The organism is Achromobacter sp. CSND-B12 (assembly GCF_052906545.1).
The window spans coordinates 4,688,745-4,714,566 of record NZ_JBREGJ010000001.1; the positions used below are offsets into that span (position 1 = coordinate 4,688,745).

General features: G+C 65.6%; 21 protein-coding genes. 19 read left to right on the forward strand and 2 right to left on the reverse strand.

Features of this window, described 5'->3' with window-relative positions; translation table 11 throughout:
• Positions 1–244: 244 nt before the first annotated feature.
• The 16 genes from ACUTAG_RS22160 (at position 245) to ACUTAG_RS22235 (ending at position 17,752) form a co-directional block, all read left to right on the forward strand.
• Positions 245–604: an NADH-quinone oxidoreductase subunit A gene (locus tag ACUTAG_RS22160; protein ID WP_020924744.1), complete on the forward strand. Its 360-nt coding sequence runs from the start codon at positions 245–247 to the stop codon at positions 602–604.
• Positions 605–646: 42 nt separating this feature from the next.
• A complete protein-coding gene (locus ACUTAG_RS22165; RefSeq protein WP_006217960.1) occupies positions 647–1,123 on the forward strand; it encodes a NuoB/complex I 20 kDa subunit family protein in 477 nt (158 codons plus the stop codon).
• Positions 1,124–1,205: 82 nt separating this feature from the next.
• The gene (locus tag ACUTAG_RS22170; protein ID WP_006389210.1) at positions 1,206–1,832 is read left to right on the forward strand and encodes an NADH-quinone oxidoreductase subunit C; all 627 of its coding nucleotides are present in this window, start codon (positions 1,206–1,208) and stop codon (positions 1,830–1,832) included.
• 3 nt (positions 1,833–1,835) lie between these two features.
• Positions 1,836–3,092 carry an NADH-quinone oxidoreductase subunit D gene (locus tag ACUTAG_RS22175; protein ID WP_006389211.1) on the forward strand — a complete coding sequence of 419 codons (1,257 nt, stop codon included), beginning with the start codon at positions 1,836–1,838 and terminating at the stop codon, positions 3,090–3,092.
• Positions 3,093–3,138: 46 nt separating this feature from the next.
• Positions 3,139–3,633 (forward strand): NADH-quinone oxidoreductase subunit NuoE, encoded by a 495-nt coding sequence (gene nuoE / locus ACUTAG_RS22180; RefSeq protein WP_006389212.1) that lies wholly within the window; start codon positions 3,139–3,141, stop codon positions 3,631–3,633.
• Entirely contained in the window at positions 3,630–4,997 is a 1,368-nt protein-coding gene (gene nuoF, locus ACUTAG_RS22185) for an NADH-quinone oxidoreductase subunit NuoF (RefSeq protein WP_026382606.1), read from the forward strand. Before nuoE ends, nuoF begins: the two co-directional genes overlap by 4 nt.
• 15 nt (positions 4,998–5,012) lie before the next feature.
• Entirely contained in the window at positions 5,013–7,340 is a 2,328-nt protein-coding gene (gene nuoG, locus ACUTAG_RS22190; protein WP_054484610.1) for an NADH-quinone oxidoreductase subunit NuoG, read from the forward strand.
• Positions 7,340–8,413: an NADH-quinone oxidoreductase subunit NuoH gene (gene nuoH / locus ACUTAG_RS22195; protein WP_006389215.1), complete on the forward strand. Its 1,074-nt coding sequence runs from the start codon at positions 7,340–7,342 to the stop codon at positions 8,411–8,413. Before nuoG ends, nuoH begins: the two co-directional genes overlap by 1 nt.
• Positions 8,414–8,434: 21 nt before the next feature.
• Complete coding sequence (nuoI, locus tag ACUTAG_RS22200; RefSeq protein ID WP_006389216.1) at positions 8,435–8,923, forward strand: NADH-quinone oxidoreductase subunit NuoI; 489 nt, start codon at positions 8,435–8,437, stop codon at positions 8,921–8,923.
• A gap of 17 nt (positions 8,924–8,940) precedes the next feature.
• Positions 8,941–9,591, forward strand: coding sequence for an NADH-quinone oxidoreductase subunit J (locus tag ACUTAG_RS22205; protein ID WP_006389218.1), 651 nt, complete (start codon positions 8,941–8,943; stop codon positions 9,589–9,591).
• Positions 9,588–9,896 (forward strand): NADH-quinone oxidoreductase subunit NuoK, encoded by a 309-nt coding sequence (gene nuoK / locus ACUTAG_RS22210; protein ID WP_006217969.1) that lies wholly within the window; start codon positions 9,588–9,590, stop codon positions 9,894–9,896. The genes ACUTAG_RS22205 and nuoK overlap by 4 nt, the downstream gene beginning before the upstream one ends.
• Positions 9,897–9,913: 17 nt before the next feature.
• Entirely contained in the window at positions 9,914–11,965 is a 2,052-nt protein-coding gene (gene nuoL, locus ACUTAG_RS22215) for an NADH-quinone oxidoreductase subunit L (RefSeq protein WP_049055052.1), read from the forward strand.
• A complete protein-coding gene (locus ACUTAG_RS22220) occupies positions 11,962–13,464 on the forward strand; it encodes an NADH-quinone oxidoreductase subunit M (RefSeq protein ID WP_026382603.1) in 1,503 nt (500 codons plus the stop codon). Before nuoL ends, ACUTAG_RS22220 begins: the two co-directional genes overlap by 4 nt.
• A 9-nt stretch (positions 13,465–13,473) precedes the next feature.
• Complete coding sequence (gene nuoN / locus ACUTAG_RS22225) at positions 13,474–14,958, forward strand: NADH-quinone oxidoreductase subunit NuoN (RefSeq protein ID WP_054484611.1); 1,485 nt, start codon at positions 13,474–13,476, stop codon at positions 14,956–14,958.
• A 12-nt stretch (positions 14,959–14,970) separates the two neighbouring features.
• Entirely contained in the window at positions 14,971–15,300 is a 330-nt protein-coding gene (locus ACUTAG_RS22230; RefSeq protein ID WP_024068076.1) for a DUF2818 family protein, read from the forward strand.
• A 217-nt stretch (positions 15,301–15,517) separates the two neighbouring features.
• Complete coding sequence (locus ACUTAG_RS22235; RefSeq protein WP_242609293.1) at positions 15,518–17,752, forward strand: TonB-dependent receptor; 2,235 nt, start codon at positions 15,518–15,520, stop codon at positions 17,750–17,752.
• A gap of 61 nt (positions 17,753–17,813) precedes the next feature.
• Here the strand turns inward: ACUTAG_RS22235 and serB are convergent, their stop codons facing one another.
• Together serB and mfd are read right to left on the reverse strand one after the other, a co-directional pair.
• Positions 17,814–18,671 carry a phosphoserine phosphatase SerB gene (gene serB / locus ACUTAG_RS22240; protein ID WP_054445384.1) on the reverse strand — a complete coding sequence of 286 codons (858 nt, stop codon included), beginning with the start codon at positions 18,669–18,671 and terminating at the stop codon, positions 17,814–17,816.
• 23 nt (positions 18,672–18,694) lie between these two features.
• A complete protein-coding gene (mfd, locus tag ACUTAG_RS22245; RefSeq protein WP_006389226.1) occupies positions 18,695–22,177 on the reverse strand; it encodes a transcription-repair coupling factor in 3,483 nt (1,160 codons plus the stop codon).
• Between the two features lie 29 nt (positions 22,178–22,206).
• Here mfd and ispD point away from each other — a divergent pair, with 29 nt between their 5' ends.
• The 3 genes from ispD to ACUTAG_RS22260 all read left to right on the forward strand — a co-directional run bounded on the left by ispD (position 22,207) and on the right by ACUTAG_RS22260 (position 25,730).
• Positions 22,207–22,890: a 2-C-methyl-D-erythritol 4-phosphate cytidylyltransferase gene (gene ispD, locus ACUTAG_RS22250; protein ID WP_026382600.1), complete on the forward strand. Its 684-nt coding sequence runs from the start codon at positions 22,207–22,209 to the stop codon at positions 22,888–22,890.
• A complete protein-coding gene (gene ispF / locus ACUTAG_RS22255) occupies positions 22,887–23,372 on the forward strand; it encodes a 2-C-methyl-D-erythritol 2,4-cyclodiphosphate synthase (protein WP_006389228.1) in 486 nt (161 codons plus the stop codon). The genes ispD and ispF overlap by 4 nt, the downstream gene beginning before the upstream one ends.
• 300 nt (positions 23,373–23,672) lie before the next feature.
• Positions 23,673–25,730 (forward strand): DUF4344 domain-containing metallopeptidase, encoded by a 2,058-nt coding sequence (locus ACUTAG_RS22260; RefSeq protein ID WP_227740054.1) that lies wholly within the window; start codon positions 23,673–23,675, stop codon positions 25,728–25,730.
• Positions 25,731–25,822 lie beyond the last annotated feature (92 nt).

Sequence of the window (25,822 nt, forward strand, 5' to 3'; positions counted from 1 at the left end):
TGTACGCGATCGGCGGTGAAGGGGTTGTGAATGGCGTCGCGCGTGGCCGCTGTGCGGGCGTTTTGTGGTGCTGGCGGCGCGGGCGTGGAGCGATTGCGGTAAGCTGTTTGCTTCCCGTCAAAGACTGCGATTGTTCCACTGGAGAAATGCAGTCTTTCACCCGCTGTTCACGCTACAGAGTTCAGCCGGAAGTAACCGCGCGAATGCTACAATCCTAAGGTTTGCGCATTTGACGGACGCCTGAATGAACCTGCAACAGTATTTCCCCGTCCTGCTGTTTATCGTAGTGGCCACCCTTATCGGGTTCGCGCTTCTGACGGCCGGCTCCCTCCTTGGCCCGCGGCGTCCCTACGCCGAGAAGCTATCCCCCTATGAGTGCGGCTTCGAAGCGTTCGAAGACGCGCGCATGAAGTTTGACGTGCGCTACTACCTGGTGGCGATCCTGTTCATTCTTTTCGACCTGGAAATCGCGTTCCTGTTCCCGTGGGCCATCGCCCAGGGCACGGTTGGAATCGTCGGCTTCTGGACGGTCATGGTTTTCCTCGCCGTGTTGACCGTCGGCTTCATCTACGAATGGAAAAAGGGCGCGCTGGACTGGGAATGACCCTTCGGGTTATTTCATCACCGCACGCTATCAGAGACGAATATGGCTATAGACGGCATTCTCAAGCAAGGGTTCATCACAACCAGCGCCGATAAGTTCCTTAACTGGGCGAAAACCGGCTCCATGTGGCCCATGACCTTCGGCCTGGCCTGTTGCGCGGTCGAGATGATGCACGCGGGCGCGGCCCGCTACGACCTGGACCAGTTCGGCATCATCTTCCGCCCCAGCCCGCGCCAGTCCGACCTGATGATCGTGGCCGGCACGCTGTGCAACAAGATGGCGCCGGCGCTGCGCAAGGTCTACGACCAGATGCCCGAACCGCGCTGGGTGGTGTCGATGGGATCCTGTGCCAATGGTGGCGGTTACTACCACTACTCGTATTCCGTGGTGCGCGGCTGCGATCGCATCGTACCGGTAGACGTCTACGTGCCGGGCTGCCCGCCCACGGCCGAGGCGCTGGTCTACGGCTTGCTGCAGATGCAGAACAAGATCCGCCTGACCAACACGATTGCGCGCTGAGTTTGCGCACCGGTCCGCGGCCGCCGCAAACGCCGCCGCAGGACCCCGCGAAACAGCGTATCGGTTCACCTAAGCGTACAAGATGATGACCAGGCTCGAAACCCTGAAAAACAATTTGCAGACCACCCTCGGCGCGGACATCGCGCTGACCGAGGCGCTGGGCGAGCTGACGCTCGAAGTGCCCGCGGAGCAGTGGTTCTCCGTCTGCAACAAGCTGCGCACCGAAGCCGGCCTGCGCTTCGAAATCTGTATCGACCTCTGTGGCGTTGACTACCTCACCTGGGGCAACGGCACGCGCCAGCTGCCCGAGGAAGCCAACGCCAAGGTGCACCGCGCGCGCTTCGCCGTGGTCGCGCACCTGCTTTCGGTCGAGAACAACTGGCGCCTGCGCGTGCGCACCTGGGCGCCGGACGACGAATTCCCGATGGTCGCCTCGCTGATGGAATGCTGGCCGGCCGTGGGCTGGTTCGAGCGCGAGGCGTTCGACCTGTACGGCATCGTCTTCGAAGGCCACCCCGACCTGCGCCGCATCCTGACCGACTACGGCTTCATCGGCCACCCGTTCCGCAAGGACTTCCCGCTCTCCGGCACCGTCGAAATGCGCTACGACCCGGAACAGAAGCGCGTCATTTACCAGCCCGTCACGATCGACCCGCGCGAGATCACGCCGCGCGTGGTGCGCGAAGACACCTACGGCTTGGGACGTTGAATCATGGCAGAAATCAAGAACTACACGCTCAACTTCGGCCCGCAGCACCCGGCCGCCCACGGCGTGCTGCGCCTGGTGCTCGAGCTGGACGGCGAAGTCATCCAGCGCGCCGACCCGCACATCGGCCTGCTGCACCGCGCCACTGAAAAGCTGGCCGAGCACAAGACCTACATCCAGGCGCTGCCCTACATGGACCGCCTGGACTACGTGTCCATGATGTGCAACGAGCACGCCTACGTCATGGCCATCGAGAAGCTGCTGGGCGTCGAAGCCCCGCTGCGCGCGCAGTACATCCGCGTCATGTTCGACGAGATCACGCGCCTCTTGAACCACCTGATGTCGTTGGGTTCGCACGCGCTGGACGTGGGCGCCATGGCGGTGTTCCTGTACGCCTTCCGTGAACGCGAAGACCTGATGGACTGCTACGAAGCGGTCTCGGGCGCGCGCATGCACGCGGCCTACTATCGTCCGGGCGGCGTCTACCGCGACCTGCCGGACACCATGCCGCAGTACGGCGAGACCAGCAAATACCGTGGCGAGAAGGAAGTGCGCGTCATGAACGACGCGCGTTCGGGCTCGCTGCTGGATTTCATCGAAGACTTCACCAACCGCTTCCCCGCCTGCGTCGACGAGTACGAAACCCTGCTCACCGACAACCGCATCTGGAAGCAGCGTCTGGTCGGCATCGGCGTGGTCGATCCCGATCGCGCCAAGGCGCTGGGCTTCACCGGCCCGATGCTGCGTGGCTCGGGCGTGGCCTGGGACCTGCGCAAGATGCAGCCCTACGAAGTCTACGACCTGCTCGATTTCGACATTCCCGTCGGCGTCAATGGCGACTGCTACGACCGCTACCTGGTCCGCATCGCCGAAATGCGCGAGAGCAACCGCATCATCCGCCAGTGCGTGGAATGGCTGCGCAACAACCCGGGCCCGGTCATGATCGAGAACCACAAGATCGCCCCGCCCAAGCGCACCGCCATGAAGACCAACATGGAAGAGCTGATCCACCACTTCAAGCTCTTCACCGAAGGTTTCCACGTGCCCCCGGGCGAAGCGTTTGCTTCGGTGGAGCATCCCAAGGGCGAGTTCGGCATCTACCTGGTGTCGGACGGCGCCAACAAGCCGTACCGCCTGAAGATTCGGGCCCCCGGCTTCGCCCACCTGCAATCGCTGGACGAAATGTCGCGCGGTCACATGATCGCCGACGCCGTCACCATCATTGGTACGCAGGACATCGTTTTCGGCGAGATCGATCGCTGATCCGCCAGACAGTCACGAGCACGCCCGCATAACCCGGATTCAAACTATGCTGCTTTCCGAACAGGCCTACCAGAAAATCGACCGAGAACTCGCCAAGTTCCCGGCCGACCAGCGGCAGTCCGCCATCATGGCCTCTCTTGCCATCGCGCAGGAAGAGAAGGGCTGGTTGGCTACCGACATCATCGAAGATGTGGCCAACTACATCGGCGTCCCGCCCATCGCGGTGCAGGAAGTCGCCACCTTCTACAACATGTTCGACGTCAAGCCCGTCGGCAAGACCAAGATCGCGGTCTGCACCAACCTGCCCTGTGCCTTGCGCGACGGCGAACGCGCCGGCGACTACCTCAAGCGCAAGCTGGGCGTGGACTACCGCGAAACCACCGCCGACGGCCAGTTCACCCTGGTCGAGGGCGAGTGCATGGGCGCCTGCGGCGATTCCCCCGTGCTGATCGTGAACAACAAGCATATGTGCGTGCGCATGACCGAAGAGAAGCTGGACGCGCTGGTCGCGGCCCTCAAGGCGCAAGGAGAGTCGGCATGAACGCGCCGGACATCTACAAGCAGTTCGCGCAGGGCCTGGAGCCCAACCCGCTGAACGACCTGTCCAATTCGATGTGCCTGCACGGCCGTCACATCAAGCCGCAGATTCTGGCCGACGTCGACGGCGCCAACTGGCGCCTGGCCGACTACGTCAAGCGCGGCGGCTACGAAGCCCTGCGCAAGATCCTCACCACCGGAATGAAGCCGGAAGACGTGATCGCCGAAGTCAAGGCGTCGGGGCTGCGCGGCCGTGGCGGCGCGGGCTTCCCGACCGGCCTGAAGTGGAGCTTCATGCCGCGCGCCTTCCCGGGCCAGAAATACCTCGTCTGCAACTCGGACGAAGGCGAACCCGGCACGTTCAAGGATCGCGACATCCTGCGCTTCAATCCGCACATCGTGATCGAAGGCATGGCGATCGCCGCCTACGCGATGGGCATCAGCGTCGGCTACAACTACATCCACGGTGAAATCTTCGAAGTCTACGAGCGCTTCGAAGAGGCCCTGGAAGAAGCGCGCGCCGCCGGTTTCCTGGGCGACAGGATCCTGGGTTCGGAATTCAACTTCCAGCTGCACGCGTTCCACGGCTACGGCGCCTACATCTGTGGCGAGGAAACCGCGCTGCTGGAATCGCTGGAAGGCAAGAAGGGCCAGCCGCGCTTCAAGCCGCCGTTCCCGGCCAGCTTCGGCCTGTACGGCAAGCCCACCACCATCAACAACACCGAAACCTTCGCGGCGGTGCCCTGGATCATCCGCAACAGCGGCCAGGCCTACCTCGAAGTCGGCAAACCCAACAACGGCGGCACCAAGCTGTTCTCGATCACCGGCGACGTCGAGCGTCCCGGCAACTACGAGATCCCGCTGGGCACCCCGTTCTCGACCCTGCTGGAACTGGCGGGCGGCATGCGCGGCGGCAAGAAGCTCAAGGCCGTGATCCCGGGCGGTTCGAGCGCCCCGGTGCTGCCGGCCGACATCATGATGGAAACCACGATGGACTACGACGCCATCGCCAAGGCGGGTTCCATGCTGGGTTCGGGCGCCGTGATCGTCATGGACGAGACGCGCTGCATGGTCAAGTCGCTGCTGCGCCTGTCGTATTTCTATTTCGAGGAAAGCTGCGGCCAGTGCACGCCGTGCCGCGAAGGCACCGGCTGGCTGTACCGCATGGTGCACCGCATCGAAAACGGCCACGGCCGTCCGGAAGATCTGGACATGCTGGACAACGTGGCCGGCAACATCATGGGCCGCACCATCTGCGCCCTGGGTGACGCCGCCGCCATGCCCGTGCGTGGCTTCCTCAAGCATTTTCGCGACGAATTCGCGCACCACATCGAGCACAAGTCGTGTGTGGTTCCGCAATATCTGTAGGTCTCAGGAACAGCAATGGTTGAACTAACCGTCGACGGCAATACGGTAGAAGTGCCCGAGGGCAGCATGGTGATGCATGCGGCCCAGAAAGTCGGGCTTTACGTGCCGCATTTCTGCTACCACAAGAAACTGTCCATCGCGGCCAACTGCCGCATGTGCCTGGTCGAAGTGGAAAAGGCGCCCAAGGCGCTGCCCGCCTGCGCCACCCCCGTGACGAACGGCATGGTCGTGCACACCTGCTCCGAGAAGGCTCGTGCCGCTCAGAAGTCGGTGATGGAATTCTTGCTCATCAATCACCCGCTCGACTGCCCGATCTGCGATCAGGGCGGCGAATGCCAGCTGCAGGACCTGGCCGTGGGCTACGGCGGCTCTTCCTCGCGTTACCAGGAAGAAAAGCGCGTGGTGTTCCACAAGGACCTGGGCCCGCTGGTTTCCGCCGAGGAAATGAGCCGCTGCATCCACTGCACCCGCTGCGTGCGCTTCGGCCAGGAAATCGCCGGCGTCATGGAACTGGGCATGCTGGGCCGTGGCGAGCACTCCGAGATCACCTCGTTCGTGGGCCGCTCGATCGAGTCCGAGCTCTCGGGCAACATGATCGACATCTGTCCGGTGGGCGCGCTGACCTCCAAGCCCTTCCGCTACAGCGCCCGCACCTGGGAACTGGCCCGTCGCCGTTCGGTCAGCCCGCACGACAGCCTGGGCGCCAACCTGGTGGTCCAGGTCAAGGGCGACCGCGTGATGCGCGTGGTGCCGTTCGAAGACGAAGCCATCAACGAATGCTGGATCAGCGACCGCGACCGCTTCTCGTATGAAGGCCTGAACAGCGAAGACCGCCTGGCCGCGCCGATGATCAAGGGCGCCGACGGCAAGTGGCAGGAAGCCTCTTGGGCTGACGCCCTGGCTGCCGTGGCCCAGGGCCTGTCGCGCGTGCGTGACAGCTTCGGCGCCGGCCAGATCGGCGCCCTGGCGTCGGAATACGCCACCACCGAGGAATACGCGTTGCTGGGCCGCCTGGTCCGCGCGCTGGGTTCCGAGAACATCGACTTCCGCCTGCGCCAGACCGACCCGGCGTTCGACGCCGCGCTGACCGGCGCGCCGTGGCTGGGCATGCCCATCGCCGAACTCGACAACCTGGACCGCGTCCTGGTGGTTGGCTCGTTCCTGCGCAAGGACCACCCGCTGATGGCCCAGCGCCTGCGCCAGGCCGCCAAGCGCGGCACGCAGATCCTGATGGTCGACAGCGCCGCCGACGATCCCCTGATGCCGGTCGCCGGCCGCCTCACCGTGGCCCCGTCCGAGCTGCCGCGCGCCCTGGCCGAAGTGGCCGTGGCCCTGGCGCAAGCCAAGCAAGCCGCGGTGCCGGCCGAATTCGCCTCGGTCACGCCGGGCGAGAACGCCAAGATCATCGCCGCCAGCCTGGCGTCGGGTTCCAACACGGCCGTGCTGATGGGCAACCTGGCCGTGGCCAGCGCCCAGGCCTCGACCCTGGCCGCCAACGGCCGCGCCGTGGCAGACCTGGCCGGCGGCAAGTTCGGCTTCCTGACCTCCGGCGGCAACACCGTCGGCGGTTACCTGGCCGGCGCCATCCCGGGCAAGGGCGGCAAGAACGCTGCCGCCATGCTGGCCGAGCCGCTCAAGGCCTACGTGGTGCTGCACGCCGAGCCGCTGCTGGATGCCGACAACGGCCAGCAGGCCATCGCCGCGCTGCGCGGCGCGCAGTTCGCCGTGGCCCTGACGCCTTACCGTTCGGCCGCCGCCGAATGGGCCGACGTCATGCTGCCGGTGGCGCCGTTCACCGAGACCTCGGGCACGTTCGTCAACGCCCAGGGCCTGGCCCAGAGCTTCAAGGGCACGGTCGCGCCGTTCGGCCAGACCCGTCCGGCCTGGAAGGTCCTGCGCGTGCTGGGCAACGTCCTGCACCTGGCCGGCTTCGATGACGAAACCTCCGAGTCCGTGCGCGATGCCGCGCTGGCCGGTGGCGTCGAAGGCCGCCTGTCCAACGACATCAAGGCGCCGCTGGGCCTGGGCCAGCCCCTGACCGGGCTGGAACGCGTCGCCGACGTGCCGATCTACCGCAGCGACGCCATGGTGCGCCGCTCGGAACCGCTGCAGGCCGCGCCGGCTTCGAAGAGGCCCGCCGCGCGCATGAACGGCAACACGCTCACCAGCCTCGGCCTGACCGCCGGCGTCAAGGTGCGCGTGACGGGCGGGCAGGGCGCTGTCGAGCTCGAAACCGTGCAGGACGACGCCGTGGCCGATCGCGCCGTGCGCATCGCCGCAGCCTTTGAAAATACCGCAGCCCTGGGTGGCGCATTTGGTCAACTCAGCGTGGAGCGTGCCTGATGGAATGGCTCAATGTTCTTGAAAGCCACGGAACGGCATTGCTCGGTCCGACGGTCTGGATGGTTCTCTGGACGATCATCAAGATCGTGGTCATCGCCGTGCCCATCATCCTGTGCGTCGCCTACCTGACGTACTGGGAGCGCAAGATGATCGGCGCCATGCACGTGCGCATGGGCCCGAACCGCGTCGGTTTCAAGGGGCTGCTGCAGCCGTTCGCCGACGTGTTCAAGCTGCTGACCAAGGAAGTCGTGGTCCCCAGCCAGGCCAACAAGGTGCTGTTCGTCGTGGCCCCCGTGGTCACGCTGATGCCGGCCCTGGCCGCCTGGGCGGTGGTGCCGTTCGGCCCCGACGTGGTCCTGGCCAACGTCAACGCCGGCTTGCTGTACATCATGGCCATCACCTCGATCGGCGTGTACGGTGTGATCGTCGCCGGCTGGGCCTCGAACTCCAAGTACGCGTTCCTGGGCGCGCTGCGCGCCTCGGCCCAGATGCTCTCGTACGAACTGGCCATCGGCTTCGTGCTGGTGACGGTGCTGCTGGTGTCCGGCAGCCTGAACATGTCCGAGATCGTGCATGTGCAGAACCGCGGCTGGTTCGCCGACAAGGGCCTGACGTTCCTGTCCTGGAACTGGCTGCCGCTGCTGCCGCTGTTCGTGATCTACGTGATCTCGGCCGTGGCCGAAACCAACCGCCACCCGTTCGACGTGGTGGAAGGCGAATCGGAAATCGTGGCCGGCCACATGGTCGAATACTCGGGCATGGCCTTCGCGCTGTTCTTCCTGGGCGAATACGCCAACATGATCCTGCTGTCGTGCATGGCCTCGATCATGTTCCTGGGGGGCTGGGCTTCGCCGATCGACATCGCGCCGCTGACCTGGATCCCGGGTTGGATCTGGCTCGGTCTCAAGACGTTCGTCGTGGTTTCGTTGTTCGTGTGGTTCCGCGCGTCGTTCCCGCGTTACCGCTACGACCAGATCATGCGTTTGGGTTGGAAGATCTTCATCCCGCTGACCGGTGTTTGGCTGGTCATTGTGGCGATCTGGATGCAGACGCCCTGGAACATTTGGCGCTAAGCCGCCAGGCAGAGGCAGGATATGGAAGCGATCAAAGATTTCTTCGGCAGCTTGATGCTGGCCGAACTGCTCAAGGGCATGCGCCTGACGGGCAAGTATTTCTTCAAGCGCAAGGTGACCTTGCGCTACCCGCAGGAAAAGACGCCGACCTCGGCGCGTTTCCGCGGCCTGCACGCGCTGCGCCGCTACCCCAATGGGGAAGAGCGTTGCATCGCGTGCAAACTGTGTGAAGCCGTGTGCCCCGCGCTGGCCATCACCATCGAGTCGGACCAGCGTGACGACGGCACCCGCCGCACCACGCGCTACGACATCGACCTGACCAAGTGCATTTTCTGCGGCTTCTGTGAGGAAAGCTGCCCCGTGGACTCGATCGTGGAAACGCACATCCACGAATACCACGGCGAAAAGCGCGGCGACCTGTATTTCACCAAAGACATGCTGCTCGCCGTGGGCGACCGCTACGAAGCCGAAATCGCCCGCCGCCGGGCCGAAGACGCTCCCTACCGTTGAGCCCAGGGTCCTGATCCATGACTTTTACCACTGTCCTGTTTTACATACTGGCCGCCGTGCTGGTGATCGCGGCGTTCCGCGTGATCACCGCGCGCAGCCCGGTCACCGCCGTCCTGCACCTGATCCTGGCGTTCGCCAACGCGGCCATGCTGTGGATGCTGCTGGGCGCCGAGTTCCTCGCGCTGCTGCTGGTGCTGGTGTACGTGGGCGCCGTGATGGTGCTGTTCCTGTTCGTCGTCATGATGCTCGACATCCGCATGGATGCGCTGCGCCAGGGCATGAAGACCTACCTGCCGCTGGGCCTGGTGATCGGCCTGGTGATGGTGCTGGAAATGGCCTTCGTGCTGGGTTCGACCTGGTACGGCGCGGGCCCGCAGGCCCCGGTCGCCGGCGACTACAACAACGCCCGCGCCCTCGGTGAAGCGATGTACACGCACTACATCTACGCCATCGAAGTCGGCGCCGCGCTGCTGCTGGTCGGCATGGTTGCCGCCATCGCGCTGACCCTGCGCCGCCGCCGCGACGTCAAGTACAACGACCCGGTCGCCGCCGTCCGCGTGCGCTCGAAGGACCGCTTCCGCATGGTGAGCATGCCCGCCCAGAGCGAGCGCGCCCAGGCCCAGAACGGCACCGCCGCGCCCGCCGCGCCCCAAGGAGAAAAACAATGACGCTGACGCTGGCCCATTACCTGATCCTGGGGGCGATCCTGTTCGCCATCGGGATCTTCGGCATCTTCCTGAACCGCCGCAACCTGATCATCCTGCTGATGTCCATCGAGCTGGTGCTCCTGGCCGTCAACATGAACTTCGTGGCGTTCTCCAGCTGGTTCGGCGACACCGCCGGCCAGGTGTTCGTGTTCTTCATCCTGACCGTGGCCGCCGCCGAAGCGGCGATCGGCCTGGCCATTTTGGTGCTGCTGTTCCGCAACCTGAACACGATCAACGTTGACGAACTCGATCGCCTGAAGGGCTGACGGGGTATTGGAAGAAAATGTCTAGCTCACCCAATCTCTACCTGCTCATCGCGCTGGCGCCGCTGGCCGGAGCAATCCTCGCGGGCCTTTTCGGCACCGGGTTCCTGGGCCGTCCGATCGGCCGCCGCGCCTCGCACGTCATCACCATCCTGGGCGTGCTCATCTCCGCCATCGGTTCGGTGGTGGTGCTGGGCGACGTGCTCAACGGCCTGCGCTTTGACGGCGCGGTCTACACCTGGAGCCTGATCGGCCAGACCAAGCTGGAAATCGGCTTCCTGATCGATCCGCTGTCGGCCATGATGATGGTCGTGGTGACCTCGGTGTCGCTGATGGTGCACATCTACACCATCGGCTACATGGCCGACGATCCCGGTTACCAGCGCTTCTTCTCGTACATCTCGCTGTTCACGTTCTCCATGCTGATGCTGGTGATGTCGAACAACATGGTGCAGCTGTTCTTCGGCTGGGAAGCGGTGGGCCTGGTGTCGTACCTGCTGATCGGTTTCTGGTATACCCGCCCGACCGCGATCTTCGCCAACATGAAGGCGTTCCTGATCAACCGCGTCGGCGACTTCGGTTTCGTGCTGGGCATCGGCCTGCTGTTCGCCTACGCCGGCACCATGCACTACGGTGAAGTGTTCGCCCAGGCCGACAAGCTGTCCAAGCTGACGCTGCCCGGTTCGGACTGGATGCTGCTGACCGTGGCCTGCATCTGCCTGTTCATCGGCGCCATGGGCAAGTCGGCGCAGGTGCCCCTGCATGCCTGGCTGCCCGACTCGATGGAAGGCCCGACCCCGATCTCCGCGCTGATCCACGCCGCCACCATGGTGACGGCCGGCATCTTCATGGTCGCGCGTTTCTCGCCGCTGTTCGAGCTGTCGGACACCGCGCTGTCGTTCATCATCGTGATCGGCGCCATCGGCGCGCTGTTCCTGGGCATCCTGGGCATCATCCAGAACGACATCAAGCGCGTGGTGGCGTATTCGACGCTGTCGCAGCTGGGCTACATGACCGTCGCGCTGGGCGCCTCGGCCTACTCGGTGGCGATCTTCCACCTGATGACGCACGCGTTCTTCAAGGCGCTGCTGTTCCTGGGCGCGGGCTCGGTCATCATCGGCATGCACCACGACCAGGACATCCGCAACATGGGCGGCCTGCGCAAGTACATGCCCATCACCTGGATCACCTTCCTCTTGGGCACGCTGGCCCTGGTCGGCACGCCGTTCTTCTCGGGTTTCTACTCGAAGGAACACATCATCGAAGCGGCCGGCGCCGCCCACGTCTGGGGCGCCAGCTTCGCCTACTACGCCACGCTGATCGGCGTGTTCGTGACCTCGCTGTACTCGTTCCGCGTGTACTTCCTCGTCTTCCACGGCAAGGAACGCTTCGACACCAGCGACCACGGTCATGGCCACGGCCACGACGCGCACGGCCATGACGCGCACGGCCATGACGACCACGGCCACGACGACCATGGCCACCATGGCGGCAAGCCGCACGAGTCGCCCTGGGTCGTTACCCTGCCGTTGATCCTGCTGGCGATCCCGTCGGTGCTGATCGGCGCCTGGGCGGTGGATCCGATGCTGTTCGGCAAGTTCTTCAACGGCGTGATCACGGTGCTGCCGCAGCATCCCGCCATGCACGAACTGCATGAAGAATGGCACGGCTGGGTCGCCTTCGGCCTGCACGCCTTCCAGACCCTGCCGTTCTGGCTGGTCGTGGCCGGCGCGGTCATCGCCTGGTACTGCTACCTGATCAACCCGAAGGTCCCGGCCGCGATCAAGTCGAGCCTGTCGGGCGTGAACAAGGTGCTTGAGAACAAGTACTACGTCGACTGGGTCAACGAGCAGATCATCGCCCGCGGCCTGCGCTGCCTGGGCCGTGGCCTGTGGCAGACCGGCGACCGCGGCATCATCGACGGCCTGCTGATCAACGGCAGCGCCCGCGTGGTGGGCTGGGTGTCGGCGATCAGCCGCCACCTGCAGTCCGGCTTCATCTATCACTACGCGTTCGCGATGATCATCGGCATCATGGCGCTGGTGACTTTCTTTGTGCTGATTCCCCAATGATGGCAAGCGAGATGGCATCCAACACTTTCCCCTGGCTCACGCTTGCGATCTTTGTCCCGATCGTATTCGGCCTGCTGGTGCTGGCGGTGGGCCGTGACGACCGTCCCGGCCTGACGCGCGGCCTGTCGCTGATCGGCTCGATCGCCGGCTTCCTCGTCACGATCCCGCTGTACGCCGGGTTCGACTCCAAGACGGCTGCCATGCAGTTCGTCGAGAAGACCTCCTGGATCGAAGCCTTCAACGTCAACTACCACCTGGGCGTTGACGGCATTTCGCTGTGGTTCGTGCTTCTGACCGCGTTCATCACCATTATCGTGGTGCTGGCCGGCTGGGAAGTCATCACCAGCCGCGTGTCCCAGTACATGGCCGCCTTCCTGATCCTGTCGGGCCTGATGGTGGGCGTGTTCTGCGCGCTGGACGGCATGCTGTTCTACGTGTTCTTCGAAGCCACGCTGATCCCGATGTACATCATCATCGGCGTCTGGGGCGGACCGAACCGGGTGTACGCGGCCTTCAAGTTCTTCCTCTACACGCTGATGGGCTCGCTGCTGACGCTGGTGGCGTTCATCTACCTGTGGAATGCCTCGGGCGGTTCGTTCGACATCCTGACCTGGCAGCAGACCAAACTGGGCTACACCCCGCAGATCCTGATCTTCGTGGCGCTGCTGGCGGCCTTCGCCGTCAAGGTGCCGATGTGGCCGGTGCACACCTGGCTGCCGGACGCCCACGTCGAGGCGCCCACCGGCGGCTCCATCGTGCTGGCCGCGATCATGCTGAAGCTGGGCGCCTACGGTTTCCTGCGCTTCTCGCTGCCGATCGCGCCCGACGCCTCGCACAGCCTGGCCGGCCTGATGATCACGCTGTCGCTGATCGCCGTGATCTACATCGGCCTGGTGGCGATCGTGCAGGACGACATGAAGAAGCTGGTGGCCTATTCGTCGGTCGCCCACATGGGCTTCGTCACCCTGGGTTTCTTCATCTTCAACACGGCCGGCGTCGAAGGCGCCATCGTGCAGATGATCTCCCACGGCTTCGTTTCGGGCGCCATGTTCATGTGTATCGGCGTGCTCTATGACCGCATGCACTCGCGCCGCATCGCCGACTACGGCGGCGTGGTCAACGTGATGCCGCGCTTCGCCACGTTCTTCATCCTGTTCTCGATGGCCAACAGCGGCCTGCCGGCCACCAGCGGTTTCGTCGGCGAGTTCATGGTGATCATGGGCGCGGTCGAGCACAACTTCTGGATCGGCCTGCTGGCGGCCACAGCGCTGATCCTGGGCGCTTCGTATTCGCTGTGGATGGTCAAGCGCGTGGTCCTGGGCGACGTCGCCAACGACCACGTCCGCGAGCTGACCGATATCAACCGCCGCGAATTCGTGATTCTTGGCGTGATGGCGATCGCCGTGCTGTACATGGGGATCTATCCCAAGCCCTTCACCGACGTGATGCACGTGTCGGTCGAGGCCCTGCTGCAACACGTTGCCGTCTCGAAACTGTAAGACAAGACAATGATGCAATCCCAAATCGATTTCGCCCTGGCGACACCGGAAATCCTCCTGCTGCTTTTCGGCCTGGCTATCCTGCTCGTCGACGCGGTCAGCAATCACCCCGAGCGCAAGCCGACGTTCCTGCTGACCATGCTGGCGCTGGGCGTGCTGACCGTGGTGTCGGCGCTGCAGTGGAAGAACGGCGTCACGGGTTCGACCTTCAACGGCCTGTACGTCACCGACGAGCTGTCGCACCTGCTCAAGATCGCCTCGTACATCGCGGTGGCGGTCACGCTGGTCTACGGCCGCGTCTACGCCCAGCTGCGCGACATGATGCGCGGCGGCGAACTGTACGTGCTGACGCTGTTCGCCCTGCTGGGCCAAATGGTGATGATCTCGTCGGGCAACCTGATCTCGATCTACCTGGGCCTGGAGCTGATGTCGCTGGCGCTGTACGCGCTGATCGCGCTGCGTCGCGACAACGTCGTCGCCACCGAAGCCGCCATGAAGTACTTCGTGCTGGGCGCGCTGGCCTCGGGCTTCCTGCTGTACGGCATGTCGATGGTCTACGGCGCCACCGGTCACCTGGACCTGGCCGAAGTCTCCAAGGTCATCGCCGCCGGCAAGGCCGAGAAGCTGGCCCTGGTGTTCGGCATCGTGTTCCTGGTTTCGGGCCTGGCGTTCAAGCTCGGCGCCGTGCCGTTCCACATGTGGGTGCCGGACGTCTACCAGGGTTCGCCGACCGCGGTCACGCTGATCCTGGGCGGCGCGCCCAAGCTGGCGGCCTTCGCCATCACGCTGCGCCTGCTGGTCGACGGCCTGCACGGCCTGGCGGCCGACTGGCAGCCGATGCTGATGATCCTGGCGGTGCTGTCGCTGGCCATCGGCAACCTGACCGCCATCGCGCAGACCAACTTCAAGCGCATGCTGGCCTACTCGACCATCTCGCACATGGGCTTCGTGCTGCTGGGCCTGATGTCGGGCTCGGTGGCCGGCAAGCCGGAACTGGCGTCCGCCGCCTACGGCGCGTCGCTGTTCTACATGCTGACCTACGTGCTGACCACGCTGGCCAGCTTCGGCATCGTGCTGCTGCTGTCGCGCCAGGGTTTCGAGTGCGAGCACATCGACGACCTGAAGGGCCTGAACCGCCGCAGCCCGTGGCATGCCGCCATCGTGCTGCTGCTGATGTTCTCCCTGGCCGGCATCCCGCCGCTGGTGGGCTTCTACGCCAAGCTGGCGGTGCTGCAGGCGCTGGTCAGCGCCGGCCACGTCACGCTGGCCGTGATCGCGGTGCTGTTCTCGCTGATCGGCGCGTTCTACTACCTGCGCGTGGTCAAGGTCGTGTACTTCGACGAGCCGGCGGCCGATGCCGCCCCGATGTCGGCCACCTGCGGCCAACGCGGCGTGCTGTCGGTCAACGGCCTGCTGATCCTGGTGCTGGGCCTGTTGCCCGGCGGCCTGATGGCCCTGTGCGTGCAGGCCATCCGCAGTTCGCTCAGCCTGTAAGCGGAACGGGCCATGAACCAGACCCTGGCGGTATGGCTCCTGATCGCGCTGGCCCTGGTCAGCGCGAACCTGCCTTTCCTGACGGAGCGCGTGTTCGCCGTGCTGCCGTGGAAGCAGGGCGGAGCCGAGGCCGTCAAGCCGTTCTGGATGCGCCTGGTCGAAGTACTGGTGTTCTACCTGATCGTGGGCGCCCTGGGCTTCACGTTCGAGTCCGTGCTGGGCAATCGCTTCGCGCAGACCTGGGAGTTCTACGCCATCACGTTGAGCCTGTACCTGGTGCTGGCTTATCCGGGATTCGTGTATCGCTATCTCTTCAAGCGCCATCCCCGCCTGCGGACCTGAACCGCTCGCCACGCCTTCGCAGTACCTGCCAAACGCCCCGCAAGGGGCGTTTTGCTTATGCGTGCCAGCGTTGCCGTCGATTGCCGTTTTCGTGGCGAAATGGCATCACACCGCGCCGCTCTCGCGTTACCGCGTCCGATTTCCGGGCACGGCCTGAACTCGATCAGCTTTCCAATACAGAATCGCAACCTGTCATAAACAGGAATGCTTGTCATTCATGTTCTGGAGGTTGATGGTGAAGCACGAAGACTCGTATGCATTGAATACCCTGGCCAGTTCGCTGGCTGCCGCGGTGGCGGTTCCCGCACTGTTCATCAGCCCCTATGCGCTGGCACAGTCCGGCGCCCATGGCGTCACGCAGCTGGCGCCGGTGGAAGTGGAGGGCGAGGATTCGCCCTACCAGCCCGTTGCCGCGCAATCGCCCAAGATGACCGCGCCGCTGCTGGACACGCCGCGTTCGGTGCAGGTGGTGCCCAAGCAGGTCATGTCCGACCAGTCCGCCAGCTCCTTGCAGGACGTGCTGCAGAACTCGCCGGGTATCACCTTCGCTGCTGGCGAAGGCGGGCGCGCCGGCGGCGACCTGCCCGTCATCCGCGGCCAGAATGCCGCCAGCAGCCTGTTCCTGGACGGAATGCGCGATGCCAGCATGCAGGCGCGCGACACCTTCAACCTGGAACAGGTCGAGATCATCAAGGGGCCCGATTCGGTCTATTCGGGCCGCGGCGGTGCGGGCGGCAGCATCAACCTGGTCAGCAAGGCGCCCAAGGCCAAGGATGCCATCGAGGTCACGGGCCAGATCGGCACCGATCGCAACTACCGGGGAAGCGTCGACAGCAACTGGCGGCTGGGCGAAAAATCGGCCTTCCGCCTGAATGTCATGGGCACCAAGGGTGACGTGCCGGGCCGCGACAGGGCGGTGAATTTCGAGCGTTGGGGCGTGGCGCCGTCGCTGATGCTGGGCATGGGCACGCCGACCCGCATCACGCTGAGCTACTACCACTACCAGAACGACAGCATGCCGGACTACTCCATCCCCTACGACCCGCGAGTGGGTCTGCCGGTCACGGAGACCCTGGGGATCAGCCGCAAGAACTTCTACGGCCTGGCCGAACGCGACTTCATGAAGACCCGCGATGGCATGGCCACCGTCGATTTCCAGCACGATTTCTCCGACAAGCTCACGTTGCGCAACGTGGTTCGATATGGCCGCGAAACCGCCGATTACCTCGCCACCCAGCCCGACCTCACGCTCGCAAACCTGCCCGCGGGGATCGTGGACAGGCCGGCCTACGGCAGGTACTACACCACCAAGGCATTCGCCAACCAGACCGACCTGAGCGGCGAGTTCCTGACCGGCGCCGTCAAGCACGGGTTCGACCTGGGCTTCGAGTACACCAGCGTGAAGCAGACCATGGCCTATACCAACGACCAGGTCCTGTCTTCGGATGGTGTCACCAAATGCCCGGCCGATCTGACGCAGACCTCGCTGCGCAATCCCGATCCGAACGTGGCCTACCCTTGCCGCACCGCCCGCAGCTGGCCGGCTCCCTACGCCACCGACACCCTGGCGCTATACGGCTTCGACACCCTCAAGTTCGACGAACAATGGCAGGCCAGCGTCGGCTTGCGCTGGGACAATTACCGCACCAGCGGCCACGACAAGAAAAAGCAGGGCTATAGCCGCACCGACAATCTGTTCAACTACCAGTTGGGCCTGGCCTACAAGCCCGTGCCCCAAGGCACGATCTATGCGTCCTATGGCACGTCGTCCACGCCGTCCGCGGTGGCGGGTGCCACGGCTTCCGACATCCTCAGGAAAAGCTCGGACGAGGCGGCGGCGCCGGAAAAGAGCCGTTCGGTCGAGGCGGGCGTCAAGTGGCTGGTCCTGGATGAACGCCTGACGCTCACGGGCGCGGTGTTCCAGGATACGCGCAGGAACACCAACATCGAGGTGTTGCCGAACGAATACGAGCAGGCCGGCCAGACCCGCGTGCGCGGCATCGAACTGGGCTTCTCCGGCGCCATCACGCCGGCATGGAACATCTATGGCGGCTATACCTTCCTGGACAGCAAGCTGATCCGGGGCGGACGCAAGGACATCGGCGCCGAGGGCCAGGATCTGCCGAACACGCCGCGCAATGCGTTCAGCCTGTGGTCCACCTACAAGGTGCTGCCTGAACTGACGTTGGGCGGCGGCGCCTACTATGTCGACAAGGTCTACGGCAACGCCGACGCGGGCGTCGATGCCAGCGGCGCTCCCAAGGCGCGCTGGGTGCCGTCGTACTGGCGCTTCGATGCGATGGCCAAGTACAAGTTCAGCTCCCACCTGGCGTTGCAGCTCAATGTCCTGAACGTGTTCGACCAGACTTTCTACACCCGGGCCAGGCCGAAGAACCACGCCGCGCTCGGCACGGGCAGGGCGGCGCTGCTGTCCGTGAGACTGCGCTATTGAGCGGTATGCAGACCGGGCGGCCACCTTGCGGTGGCCGCCCTTCTCTGCGGATCCGCCAAGATCAGCTTTCGAACCAGTTCAGCACGCCGTCCAGGCCCGAGACGTTCAGCGCGTAGCGGGTCTGCTGCCGCACCAGCGGCTTGGCGTGGTAGGCCACCGGGAAGCCGGCGGCGCCCAGCATCTTCAGGTCGTTGGCGCCGTCGCCCATGGCGATGACCTGCTCCCTGGTGGCGCCGTGGGTGCGGGCGAACTCGCGCAGGTAGACGGCCTTGGCGTCGGCGTCCAGGATATCGCCCAGCACGCGGCCGGTCAGCACGCCGTTGTCGATTTCCAGCGTGTTGGCGTGCGCGCTGTCCAGCTTCAGGCGTTCGCGCAGGCGGTCGGTGAAGAAGGTGAAGCCGCCGGACACCAGCAGCACCTTGATGCCGGCGGCCTGGGCGGTGGTGATCAGGCGTTCTGCGCCCGGGTTCAGGCGCAGCTTTTCGGTGTAGACCTGTTCCAGCGCTTCGGCCGGCACGTCCTTGAGCAGCGCCACGCGGCGCCGCAGGCTTTCGGCGAAGTCCTTGATCTCGCCGCGCATCGCGGCTTCGGTGATTTCCGAGACCTTGTCCTTGACGCCGGCCACGCCGGCGATCTCGTCGATGCACTCGATGTTGATGAGCGTCGAGTCCATGTCCATCGCCAGCACCTTGCAGTGCGACAGCTTCAGGCCGGCCGGCACGAAGGCGGTGTCGATGCCATGGCGATCGGCCCACGCCACCACGTCGGCGCGGGTGGCGTCGTCGTGCTGCACGTCGAGCAGGCGCGCGGCCGTGGCGCTGATGCGGGCCACGCCTTGCGCCTGCGCCAGGGCGGCGAGCTGTTCGGCGTGTTCGACGGTCAGGCCGGGGGATTGGACGACGAGGTGATGGATAGTCATAAAAATGCGAAGGTCGGGGCGGGTTACTTCAAGGCGCGCAGCACGGCGCGCACGGCATCGGCGCGAGCCGGGATCTGCGCGGCCTTGATCTCAACCCGCAATTTATCCTGTCCGGCGAGTTTGATGTGGCGTTGCCGCTGCACCAGCTCGATGATTTTCGCCGGATCGACGCTGGTCTTGGGGCCGAACTGCAGCAGCGCCTGGGTTTCGCTGGCGTCGATCTTGACGATGCCCAGCGGTTGCGCGGCCAGGCGCAGGCGGTGCGTGGTCAGCAGCGTCTGCGCCGCTTCGGGCAGCTTGCCGAAGCGGTCGATCAGTTCTTCCTGGATCTGGATCAGGTCGTCCTCGTCGGCGGCGTGGGCCAGGCGCTTGTAGACGCTCAGGCGCGCGTGCACGTCGGCGCAGTAGTCGGACGGCAGCAGCGCCGGCGCGTGCAGGTTGACCTCGCAGGCCAGGTTGAAGGGCGCGTCCAGGTCCGGCTCTTCGCCGGCGCGCAGGGCGCGCACCGCTTCGTTGAGCATCTCGTTGTACATCGAGAAGCCGACTTCCTGGATGTTGCCCGACTGCGAATCGCCCAGCACTTCGCCGGTGCCGCGGATCTCCAGGTCGTGCATGGCCAGGTAGAAGCCCGAACCCAGTTCCTCCATGGCCTGGATCGCCTCCAGCCGCTTCTTGGCGTTGCTGGTGATGGCGTCCTCGCCCGGTGTCAGCAGGTAGGCGTAGGCCTGGTGGTGCGAGCGGCCGACGCGGCCGCGCAGCTGGTGCAACTGCGCCAGGCCGAAGCGGTCGGCGCGGTGGATCACGATGGTGTTGGCGCTGGGCACGTCGATGCCGGTCTCGATGATGGTGGTGCACAGCAGCACGTTGTAGCGCTGCTGGTAGAAGCCCTTCATCACCTGTTCCAGGTCGCGCTCGGGCATCTGGCCGTGGGCCACCGCGATGCGGGCTTCGGGCACCAGCTCTTCGAGGCGCGCGCGGCGGTTGTGGATGGTCTCGACCTCGTTGTGCAGGAAGTAGCACTGGCCGCCGCGCTTGAGCTCGCGCAGCAGCGCCTCGCGCAGCGTGCTGCCGTCCTCGCGCCGCACGAAGGTCTTGATGGCCAGCCGCTTTTGCGGCGCGGTGGCGATGACCGAGAAGTCGCGGATGCCTTCGAGCGACATGCCGAGCGTGCGCGGAATGGGCGTGGCGGTCAGGGTGAGCACGTCGACCTCGGCGCGCAGCGCCTTGAGCGCTTCCTTCTGGCGCACGCCGAAGCGGTGTTCCTCGTCGATGATGACCAGCCCGAGGCGCTTGAACTTCACGTCCTTGGACAGGATCTTGTGGGTGCCGATGACGATGTCGACGCGGCCGTCGTTGATGCCCTCGATGGCGGCCGATACTTCCTTGGCCGAGCGGAAGCGCGACAGCTCCACCACCCGCACCGGCCAGTCGGCGAAGCGGTCGGAGAAGGTCTGCGCGTGCTGTTCGGCCAGCAGGGTGGTGGGGCAGAGCAGGGCGACCTGCTTGCCGTTGGCCACCGCCAGGAACGCGGCGCGCAGCGCCACCTCGGTCTTGCCGAAGCCGACGTCGCCGCACACCAGGCGGTCCATCGGCCGGCCCGAGGTCATGTCGGCGATCACGGCCTCGATGGCGGCGGCCTGGTCGGCCGTTTCCTCGAAGCCGAAGCCTTCGGCGAAGGCCTGGTAGTCGTTCAGCGGCAGGTTGAAGGCGAAGCCCTCGCGCGCGGCGCGCTGGGCGTACAGCGCCAGCAGCTCGGCGGCGGTGTCGCGCACCTGCTTGGCCGCCTTGCGGCGCGCCTTGTCCCACTGGCCCGAGCCGAGCTGGTGCAGCGGCGCGGCTTCCGGATCGGCGCCGCTGTAGCGGGCGATCACGTGCAACTGCGACACCGGCACGTACAGCGTGCTGCCGTTGGCGTATTCGAGATGCAGGAACTCCATCTCGCCTTCGCCCATGTCCATGTTGACCAGGCCGTGGTAGCGGCCGATGCCGTGCTGCGCGTGCACCACCGGGTCGCCGGCGCGCAGTTCGGACAGGTCGCGCACCATCGCTTCGACGTTGCTGGCGCGTTCCTGGTCGCGCTTGCCGCGCCGGCCGGTGGCGGCGACGCCGGGATACAGGTCGTTTTCGGTCAGGAACGCCAGCCCGGCCTGCGGCAGCTCGAAGCCGGTGGCCAGGGGCGCGGCGACGATGCCGAAATGGGCGTCGGACGCGAGAAAAGCCTCGATGGTCTCGGGTTGCGCGTCGGGCGTGACGCCGAACTCGTTCAGCATCTGCACCAGCGTCTCGCGCCGGCCCGCCGAATCGGCGCACAGCAGCACGCGGCCATCGTGCCGCCCCACCAGCGCGCGCAGTTTGGCGATCGGATCTTCGGCGCGGCGCGCGACGCTGACGTCGGGCGCGGCGCGGAAGTCGGGATGCGGCTGGCCGGCGCCCAGCGCCAGGCGGCGGAAATCCTTCAGGCGGGCGTACAGCGCCTGCTCGTCCAGGAACAGCGCGGACGGCGGCAGCACCGGCCGTTCGCGGTCGCTTTTCAGGAAGCCATAGCGGCTGCCGGTGTCCTGGCTGAAGCGCATCATGGCGTCGTCGATGTCGCCGACCGTGACGGTGAGCGTGCCTTCGGCCAGGTAGTCGAACAGCGTGGCCGTCTCGTCGAAGAACAGCGGCAGGTAGTACTCGACCCCGGCGAAGGGGATGCCGTTGCCGATGTCCTTGTAGGGCAGGGCGCGCGAGGGATCGCCTTCGAACACTTCGCGGAAACGCGCGCGGAAGCGGTTGCGCGATTCCTCGTCCATGGGAAATTCGCGCCCCGGCAGCAGTTGCACCTCGCGCACCGGATACAGGCTGCGCTGGGTGTCGACGTCGAAGCTGCGGATGGTCTCGATCTCGTCGTCGAACAGGTCAAGCCGGTAGGGCAGCGCCGATCCCATCGGGAACAGGTCGATCAGGCCGCCGCGCAGACAGAACTCGCCGGGCGCGGTGACCTGGGTGACGTGGTTGTAGTTGGCCAGCGTCAGCTGCGCGCGCAGCGCTGCTTCGTTGAGCTTGTCCTTCTGCTTGAAAGAGAAGGTGTAGGCTGCCAGGAAGGACGGCGGCGCCAGCCGGTACAGCGCGGTGGTGACCGGCACCGTGAGCACGTCCACCGTCTTCATCATCAGCGAATGCAGGGTATGCAGGCGCTCGGAGATCAGGTCCTGGTGCGGCGAGAAGGCGTCGTACGGCAGGGTTTCCCAGTCGGGCAGCTGGCGCACCCGCAGGCCGGGCGCGAACAGCGCGATTTCCTCGGCCAGGCGCTGGGCTTCCAGCGGCTCCGCGGTCAGCACCACCAGCGGCGCGCCGGCCTGCCGGGCCAGGTCGGCCAGCAGCCAGGCATCGCCCGAGCCGGGAGGCCGGGGTTGCGCATAGCGCGTGCCGGGCTTGAGCGCGGCGAGAGTGGGGGCGGTCGCGGGGACGGGCGGCGCTGCCGTGGCGGAGGAGGTGGGAGCGGGCATCAGGCTGGGAGCAGGCATCAAGCGGAAGATTATAAAATCACCGCACCATGTCTGACTCAATCATCGCAATCGTTCCCGCCGCCGGCGTCGGCGCCCGCGCCAGCCACCCCGGCGTCGAGAGCGTGCCCAAGCAATACCGTCCGTTGGCCGGACAGCCCATGCTGCGCCATGCCGTTGCGGCGCTGCTGGCCGACGAGCGCGTGTCGCAGGTGCGCGTGGCGGTGACGCCCGGCGATGGCTGGGTCGACCACGCGCTGGCTGGCCTGCCGCGCACCGTCTGGCGCGCCTGCGGCGGCGCGACGCGCGCCGATACGGTGGCCGGCGCCCTGGCCGAGAGCGGCGTGGCCGATGACACGTGGGTGCTGGTGCATGACGCGGCCCGCCCCGGCCTGCCGGCGCCGGCCCTGGCGCGCCTGATCGACGCCTGCCTCGCGGATGCGGTGGGCGGGCTGCTGGCGCTGCCCGTGGCCGATACCGTCAAGGCCGGCCACGAGCGGATCGAGCGCACGCTGGACCGCAACGGCCTGTGGCTGGCGCAGACGCCGCAGATGTTCCGCGCCGGCGTGCTGCGCGATGCGCTGACGGCGGCCGCGGTGAACGGCGTTGCCGTCACCGACGAGGCCTCGGCGATCGAGGCCGCGGGCTATGCGCCCCTGCTGGTGCCCGGCGCCATGCGCAATTTCAAGGTGACCTGGCCGGACGATTTCGAACTGATGGAAAAATGGCTATGAGTATTCCCTTCCGCGTTGGCCAGGGGTTTGACGTGCATGCGCTGGTGGAAGGCCGCCCGCTGATCATCGGCGGCGTGACCATTCCGCACAGCCACGGCCTGCTGGGCCATTCCGATGCCGACGTGCTGCTGCACGCCATCACCGACGCACTGCTCGGCGCCGCCGGGCTGGGCGACATCGGCCGCCACTTCCCCGATACCGATCCGGCCTTCAAGGGCGCGGATAGCCGCGTGTTGCTGCGCGAGGCCGTGGCGCGCGTGCGCCAGGCTGGCTGGACGCCCGTGAACATCGACGCCACCGTGCATGCCCAGGCGCCCAAGATCGGCCCGCATGCGCCCGCCATGGTCGGCAACATCGCCGCCGATACCGGCCTGGCCGAAACCGAGGTCAACATCAAGGCCAAGACCAACGAAGGCCTGGGATACCTGGGGCGCAAGGAAGGCATCTCCGCGACGGTGGTGGCGCTGCTGGCGCGGACCTGAGCGCCGTCCCATACCCTGCTTGCATCGATGGCGCGGTGTTTACCGCGCCATTTTCTCGGTGCGCGGGCGTTGTTTTATTCGCACGGATACATGTCCACAACAAATTAACAAACCGCAAAAAAGGGCGCGGACCGCGTGGCTGCTGCGGTTTGGCGCGCATCCCGCGTCGTTTGGGGCGCTCAGGCCGAAAACGCCCTGTGTTTTCGTCTTGCCGGGGCATTTGAACTGGAATATTCTGCCGCTACTTAACGTCTGGATAATAGGGACACTAGGATGCATGTACGTGGCGCTGCCTTATTCGTGGCTCTCGTCGCCTTTGGTTCGCCTGCACATGCAGAATTCGAGCAACAGCTCGGCCCGCTCGCGGGCGCTGTCCGCACGCAGTTGCTGCAAGGCTGGACCGCAGGGGTCGAGGATGGCTGGTTCACGCTGCGCAACAAGGCCACGGCCGGCAGCGAACAGACGCTCTACCTGAACGTCGGGCAACCGCCCGAAGGCGGCCGCATCACCGACGTCAACGTGGTCCTGAATTCGAAGAATCCCAAGGCTTCCATCGGCCTGGCGCTGACCAACCGTTCGCGCAAGGGGCTGTGCCTGCTCGAGCTCACGGCCGCCAAGCAGACCTTGCTGTTCTGTCTGGACGGCGACAAGCGCCGCGATATCGCCAACGTGCCCAATGTGGCCAAGCTGGACGGCTCCGATCGCATCAAGGTGGTCGAGGTGCCGGGCGCGGCGCGCTTCATCGTCAATGGCCAGAAGATCGGCGATATCGAGAACGAACCCGCGCTGGGTTCCGAGCTCGGCATCATGGCTTACGAGGTCGGCACCTTCGGGATCGCGGACTTCGCCATCAACACGAACGTCAATGCCAACACCGGCCAGGGCGGCGGCGGGCAACCGCAGCAGCAGCCGACGCGCGCGCCGCAGGCCTCGCCGGATTCAGGCGCCAGCAGCGGCTTGCCGGGGTCCGGCCCGTATCCGCGCTTTGGCGGCGACTCGCTGCGCATCGTGGCGGTGTACATCGGCATCATGCGCAGCATTTTCATGCATGAGTTCGGCCACGCGCTGATCGGCGAACTGGAGCTGCCCTCGACCGGCGCCGAGGAAGACGCGGTCGATATCTATTCGGCGCTGCAGATCGTCGAGCCGACCATGTACCCGTCCAGCGACAAGGACACCAACGCCATGGCCCAGGGCGCGGCCAAGTACGCGGCCCTGCAGTGGTACTACAGCGGCAAGCTGGCCGAGGCCAAGGGCGCCGGCAACTCGCCTTGGCAGGACGAGCACACGGGCGACCTCAAGCGCTTTCGCAACATGCTGTGCATCATGTATGGCGGCAACCCCGGCGTGTTCGCGTCGCTGGTCGACCAGGTCGGCTTCGAAGACCGCACCAAGGCGCGCTGCGCGGATGAATTCACCAAGCAGAACCGCGCCTGGCGCCGGATCCTGGCGCCGCATACCCGCGTCGGCACGTGGTCGCCCGATGGCCAGCAGCCGGCGAACGCCCCCGGCGCGCCGGTGAACGTGACCTTCGAGCCGTCGTCGCGCCGCATCGGCAACCTGTTCGCCAACAACTTGTCCGAAGCCATCACCAACAACATCAAGCTGCTGGGCCAGACCTACGTGTTGCCGCGGCCGGTGAACGTGGTCTTCAAGGATTGCGGCAAGCTCAACGCCTGGTACAGCCCGCGTGAAGGCTCCATCACCATGTGCTACGAGCTGATCGAGAATATCGCGGTGATGATCTCGGATATCGAGATGGGCACGGTCGGTGGCGAGCCCAAGCAGGGCGGGGCGGCGCCGCAGCAAGCCCCGCAACAGGCCCCGCAACAGCAGCCGCGCCAGCAACCGCCCGCCGGCCAGCCGCAGCGCGCGCCCGGCAACGGCGGTTTCGACGAGTTGCAGGATAGCGGCGTGCCGCCGACGACCCTGCTGTTCTCGGCGCCCTACAAGGGCCCGACGCCGAATTCCCATCCGCGCGCCAAGGTGATCACCACCAAGGACGTGGTGGCCCTGTTGACCGATGAAAAGAACAAGAACTTCCTGGTGATCGACACCAGCGGCCTGCGCGACACCATTCCCGGCGCCTTCCCGCTGAGCGATGCGGGTTCGGACGGCAGTGTGACGGACCAGATGCAGGAAGCCTTTGACGGCTGGCTGCACAAGAAGACGGGCACCGAGAAAGAACACAACGTGCCGCTGATCATCGTGGGCGCCGGCATGAACGACCGCTCCTCCTATAACGCCGCGCTGCGCGCCGGCATGATGGGTTGGCCGGTCTACTGGTATCGCGGCGGCATGGAGGCCTGGCTCGCCAACGGCCTGCCGACGGCTCCCGTCAAGTCCCAGGGACAATAGCGGCAGCGGGGCGGCGCAAGCGCCTTCCGGCAAATAAAGAAAGCCCGCCTGTGCGAACAGGCGGGCTTTTCATTGCCCGCGCGCGGCGGGGC

Bases quoted from the DNA above. Each gene is read 5' to 3' on its own strand.
- ACUTAG_RS22205 (WP_006389218.1), top strand. From the start codon at position 8,941: ATGACTTTTACCACTGTCCTGTTTTACATACTGGCCGCCGTGCTGGTG.
- mfd (WP_006389226.1), bottom strand. From the start codon at position 22,177: ATGCCTGCTCCCAGCCTGATGCCCGCTCCCACCTCCTCCGCCACGGCA.
- nuoL (WP_049055052.1), top strand. From the start codon at position 9,914: ATGTCTAGCTCACCCAATCTCTACCTGCTCATCGCGCTGGCGCCGCTG.
- ispD (WP_026382600.1), top strand. From the start codon at position 22,207: ATGTCTGACTCAATCATCGCAATCGTTCCCGCCGCCGGCGTCGGCGCC.
- ACUTAG_RS22230 (WP_024068076.1), top strand. From the start codon at position 14,971: ATGAACCAGACCCTGGCGGTATGGCTCCTGATCGCGCTGGCCCTGGTC.
- nuoH (WP_006389215.1), top strand. From the start codon at position 7,340: ATGGAATGGCTCAATGTTCTTGAAAGCCACGGAACGGCATTGCTCGGT.
- nuoK (WP_006217969.1), top strand. From the start codon at position 9,588: ATGACGCTGACGCTGGCCCATTACCTGATCCTGGGGGCGATCCTGTTC.
- nuoN (WP_054484611.1), top strand. From the start codon at position 13,474: ATGATGCAATCCCAAATCGATTTCGCCCTGGCGACACCGGAAATCCTC.
- ACUTAG_RS22235 (WP_242609293.1), top strand. From the start codon at position 15,518: ATGTTCTGGAGGTTGATGGTGAAGCACGAAGACTCGTATGCATTGAAT.
- ACUTAG_RS22220 (WP_026382603.1), top strand. From the start codon at position 11,962: ATGATGGCAAGCGAGATGGCATCCAACACTTTCCCCTGGCTCACGCTT.
- ispF (WP_006389228.1), top strand. From the start codon at position 22,887: ATGAGTATTCCCTTCCGCGTTGGCCAGGGGTTTGACGTGCATGCGCTG.
- ACUTAG_RS22170 (WP_006389210.1), top strand. From the start codon at position 1,206: ATGATGACCAGGCTCGAAACCCTGAAAAACAATTTGCAGACCACCCTC.
- nuoF (WP_026382606.1), top strand. From the start codon at position 3,630: ATGAACGCGCCGGACATCTACAAGCAGTTCGCGCAGGGCCTGGAGCCC.
- nuoG (WP_054484610.1), top strand. From the start codon at position 5,013: ATGGTTGAACTAACCGTCGACGGCAATACGGTAGAAGTGCCCGAGGGC.
- nuoE (WP_006389212.1), top strand. From the start codon at position 3,139: ATGCTGCTTTCCGAACAGGCCTACCAGAAAATCGACCGAGAACTCGCC.
- ACUTAG_RS22175 (WP_006389211.1), top strand. From the start codon at position 1,836: ATGGCAGAAATCAAGAACTACACGCTCAACTTCGGCCCGCAGCACCCG.
- ACUTAG_RS22160 (WP_020924744.1), top strand. From the start codon at position 245: ATGAACCTGCAACAGTATTTCCCCGTCCTGCTGTTTATCGTAGTGGCC.
- serB (WP_054445384.1), bottom strand. From the start codon at position 18,671: ATGACTATCCATCACCTCGTCGTCCAATCCCCCGGCCTGACCGTCGAA.
- nuoI (WP_006389216.1), top strand. From the start codon at position 8,435: ATGGAAGCGATCAAAGATTTCTTCGGCAGCTTGATGCTGGCCGAACTG.
- ACUTAG_RS22165 (WP_006217960.1), top strand. From the start codon at position 647: ATGGCTATAGACGGCATTCTCAAGCAAGGGTTCATCACAACCAGCGCC.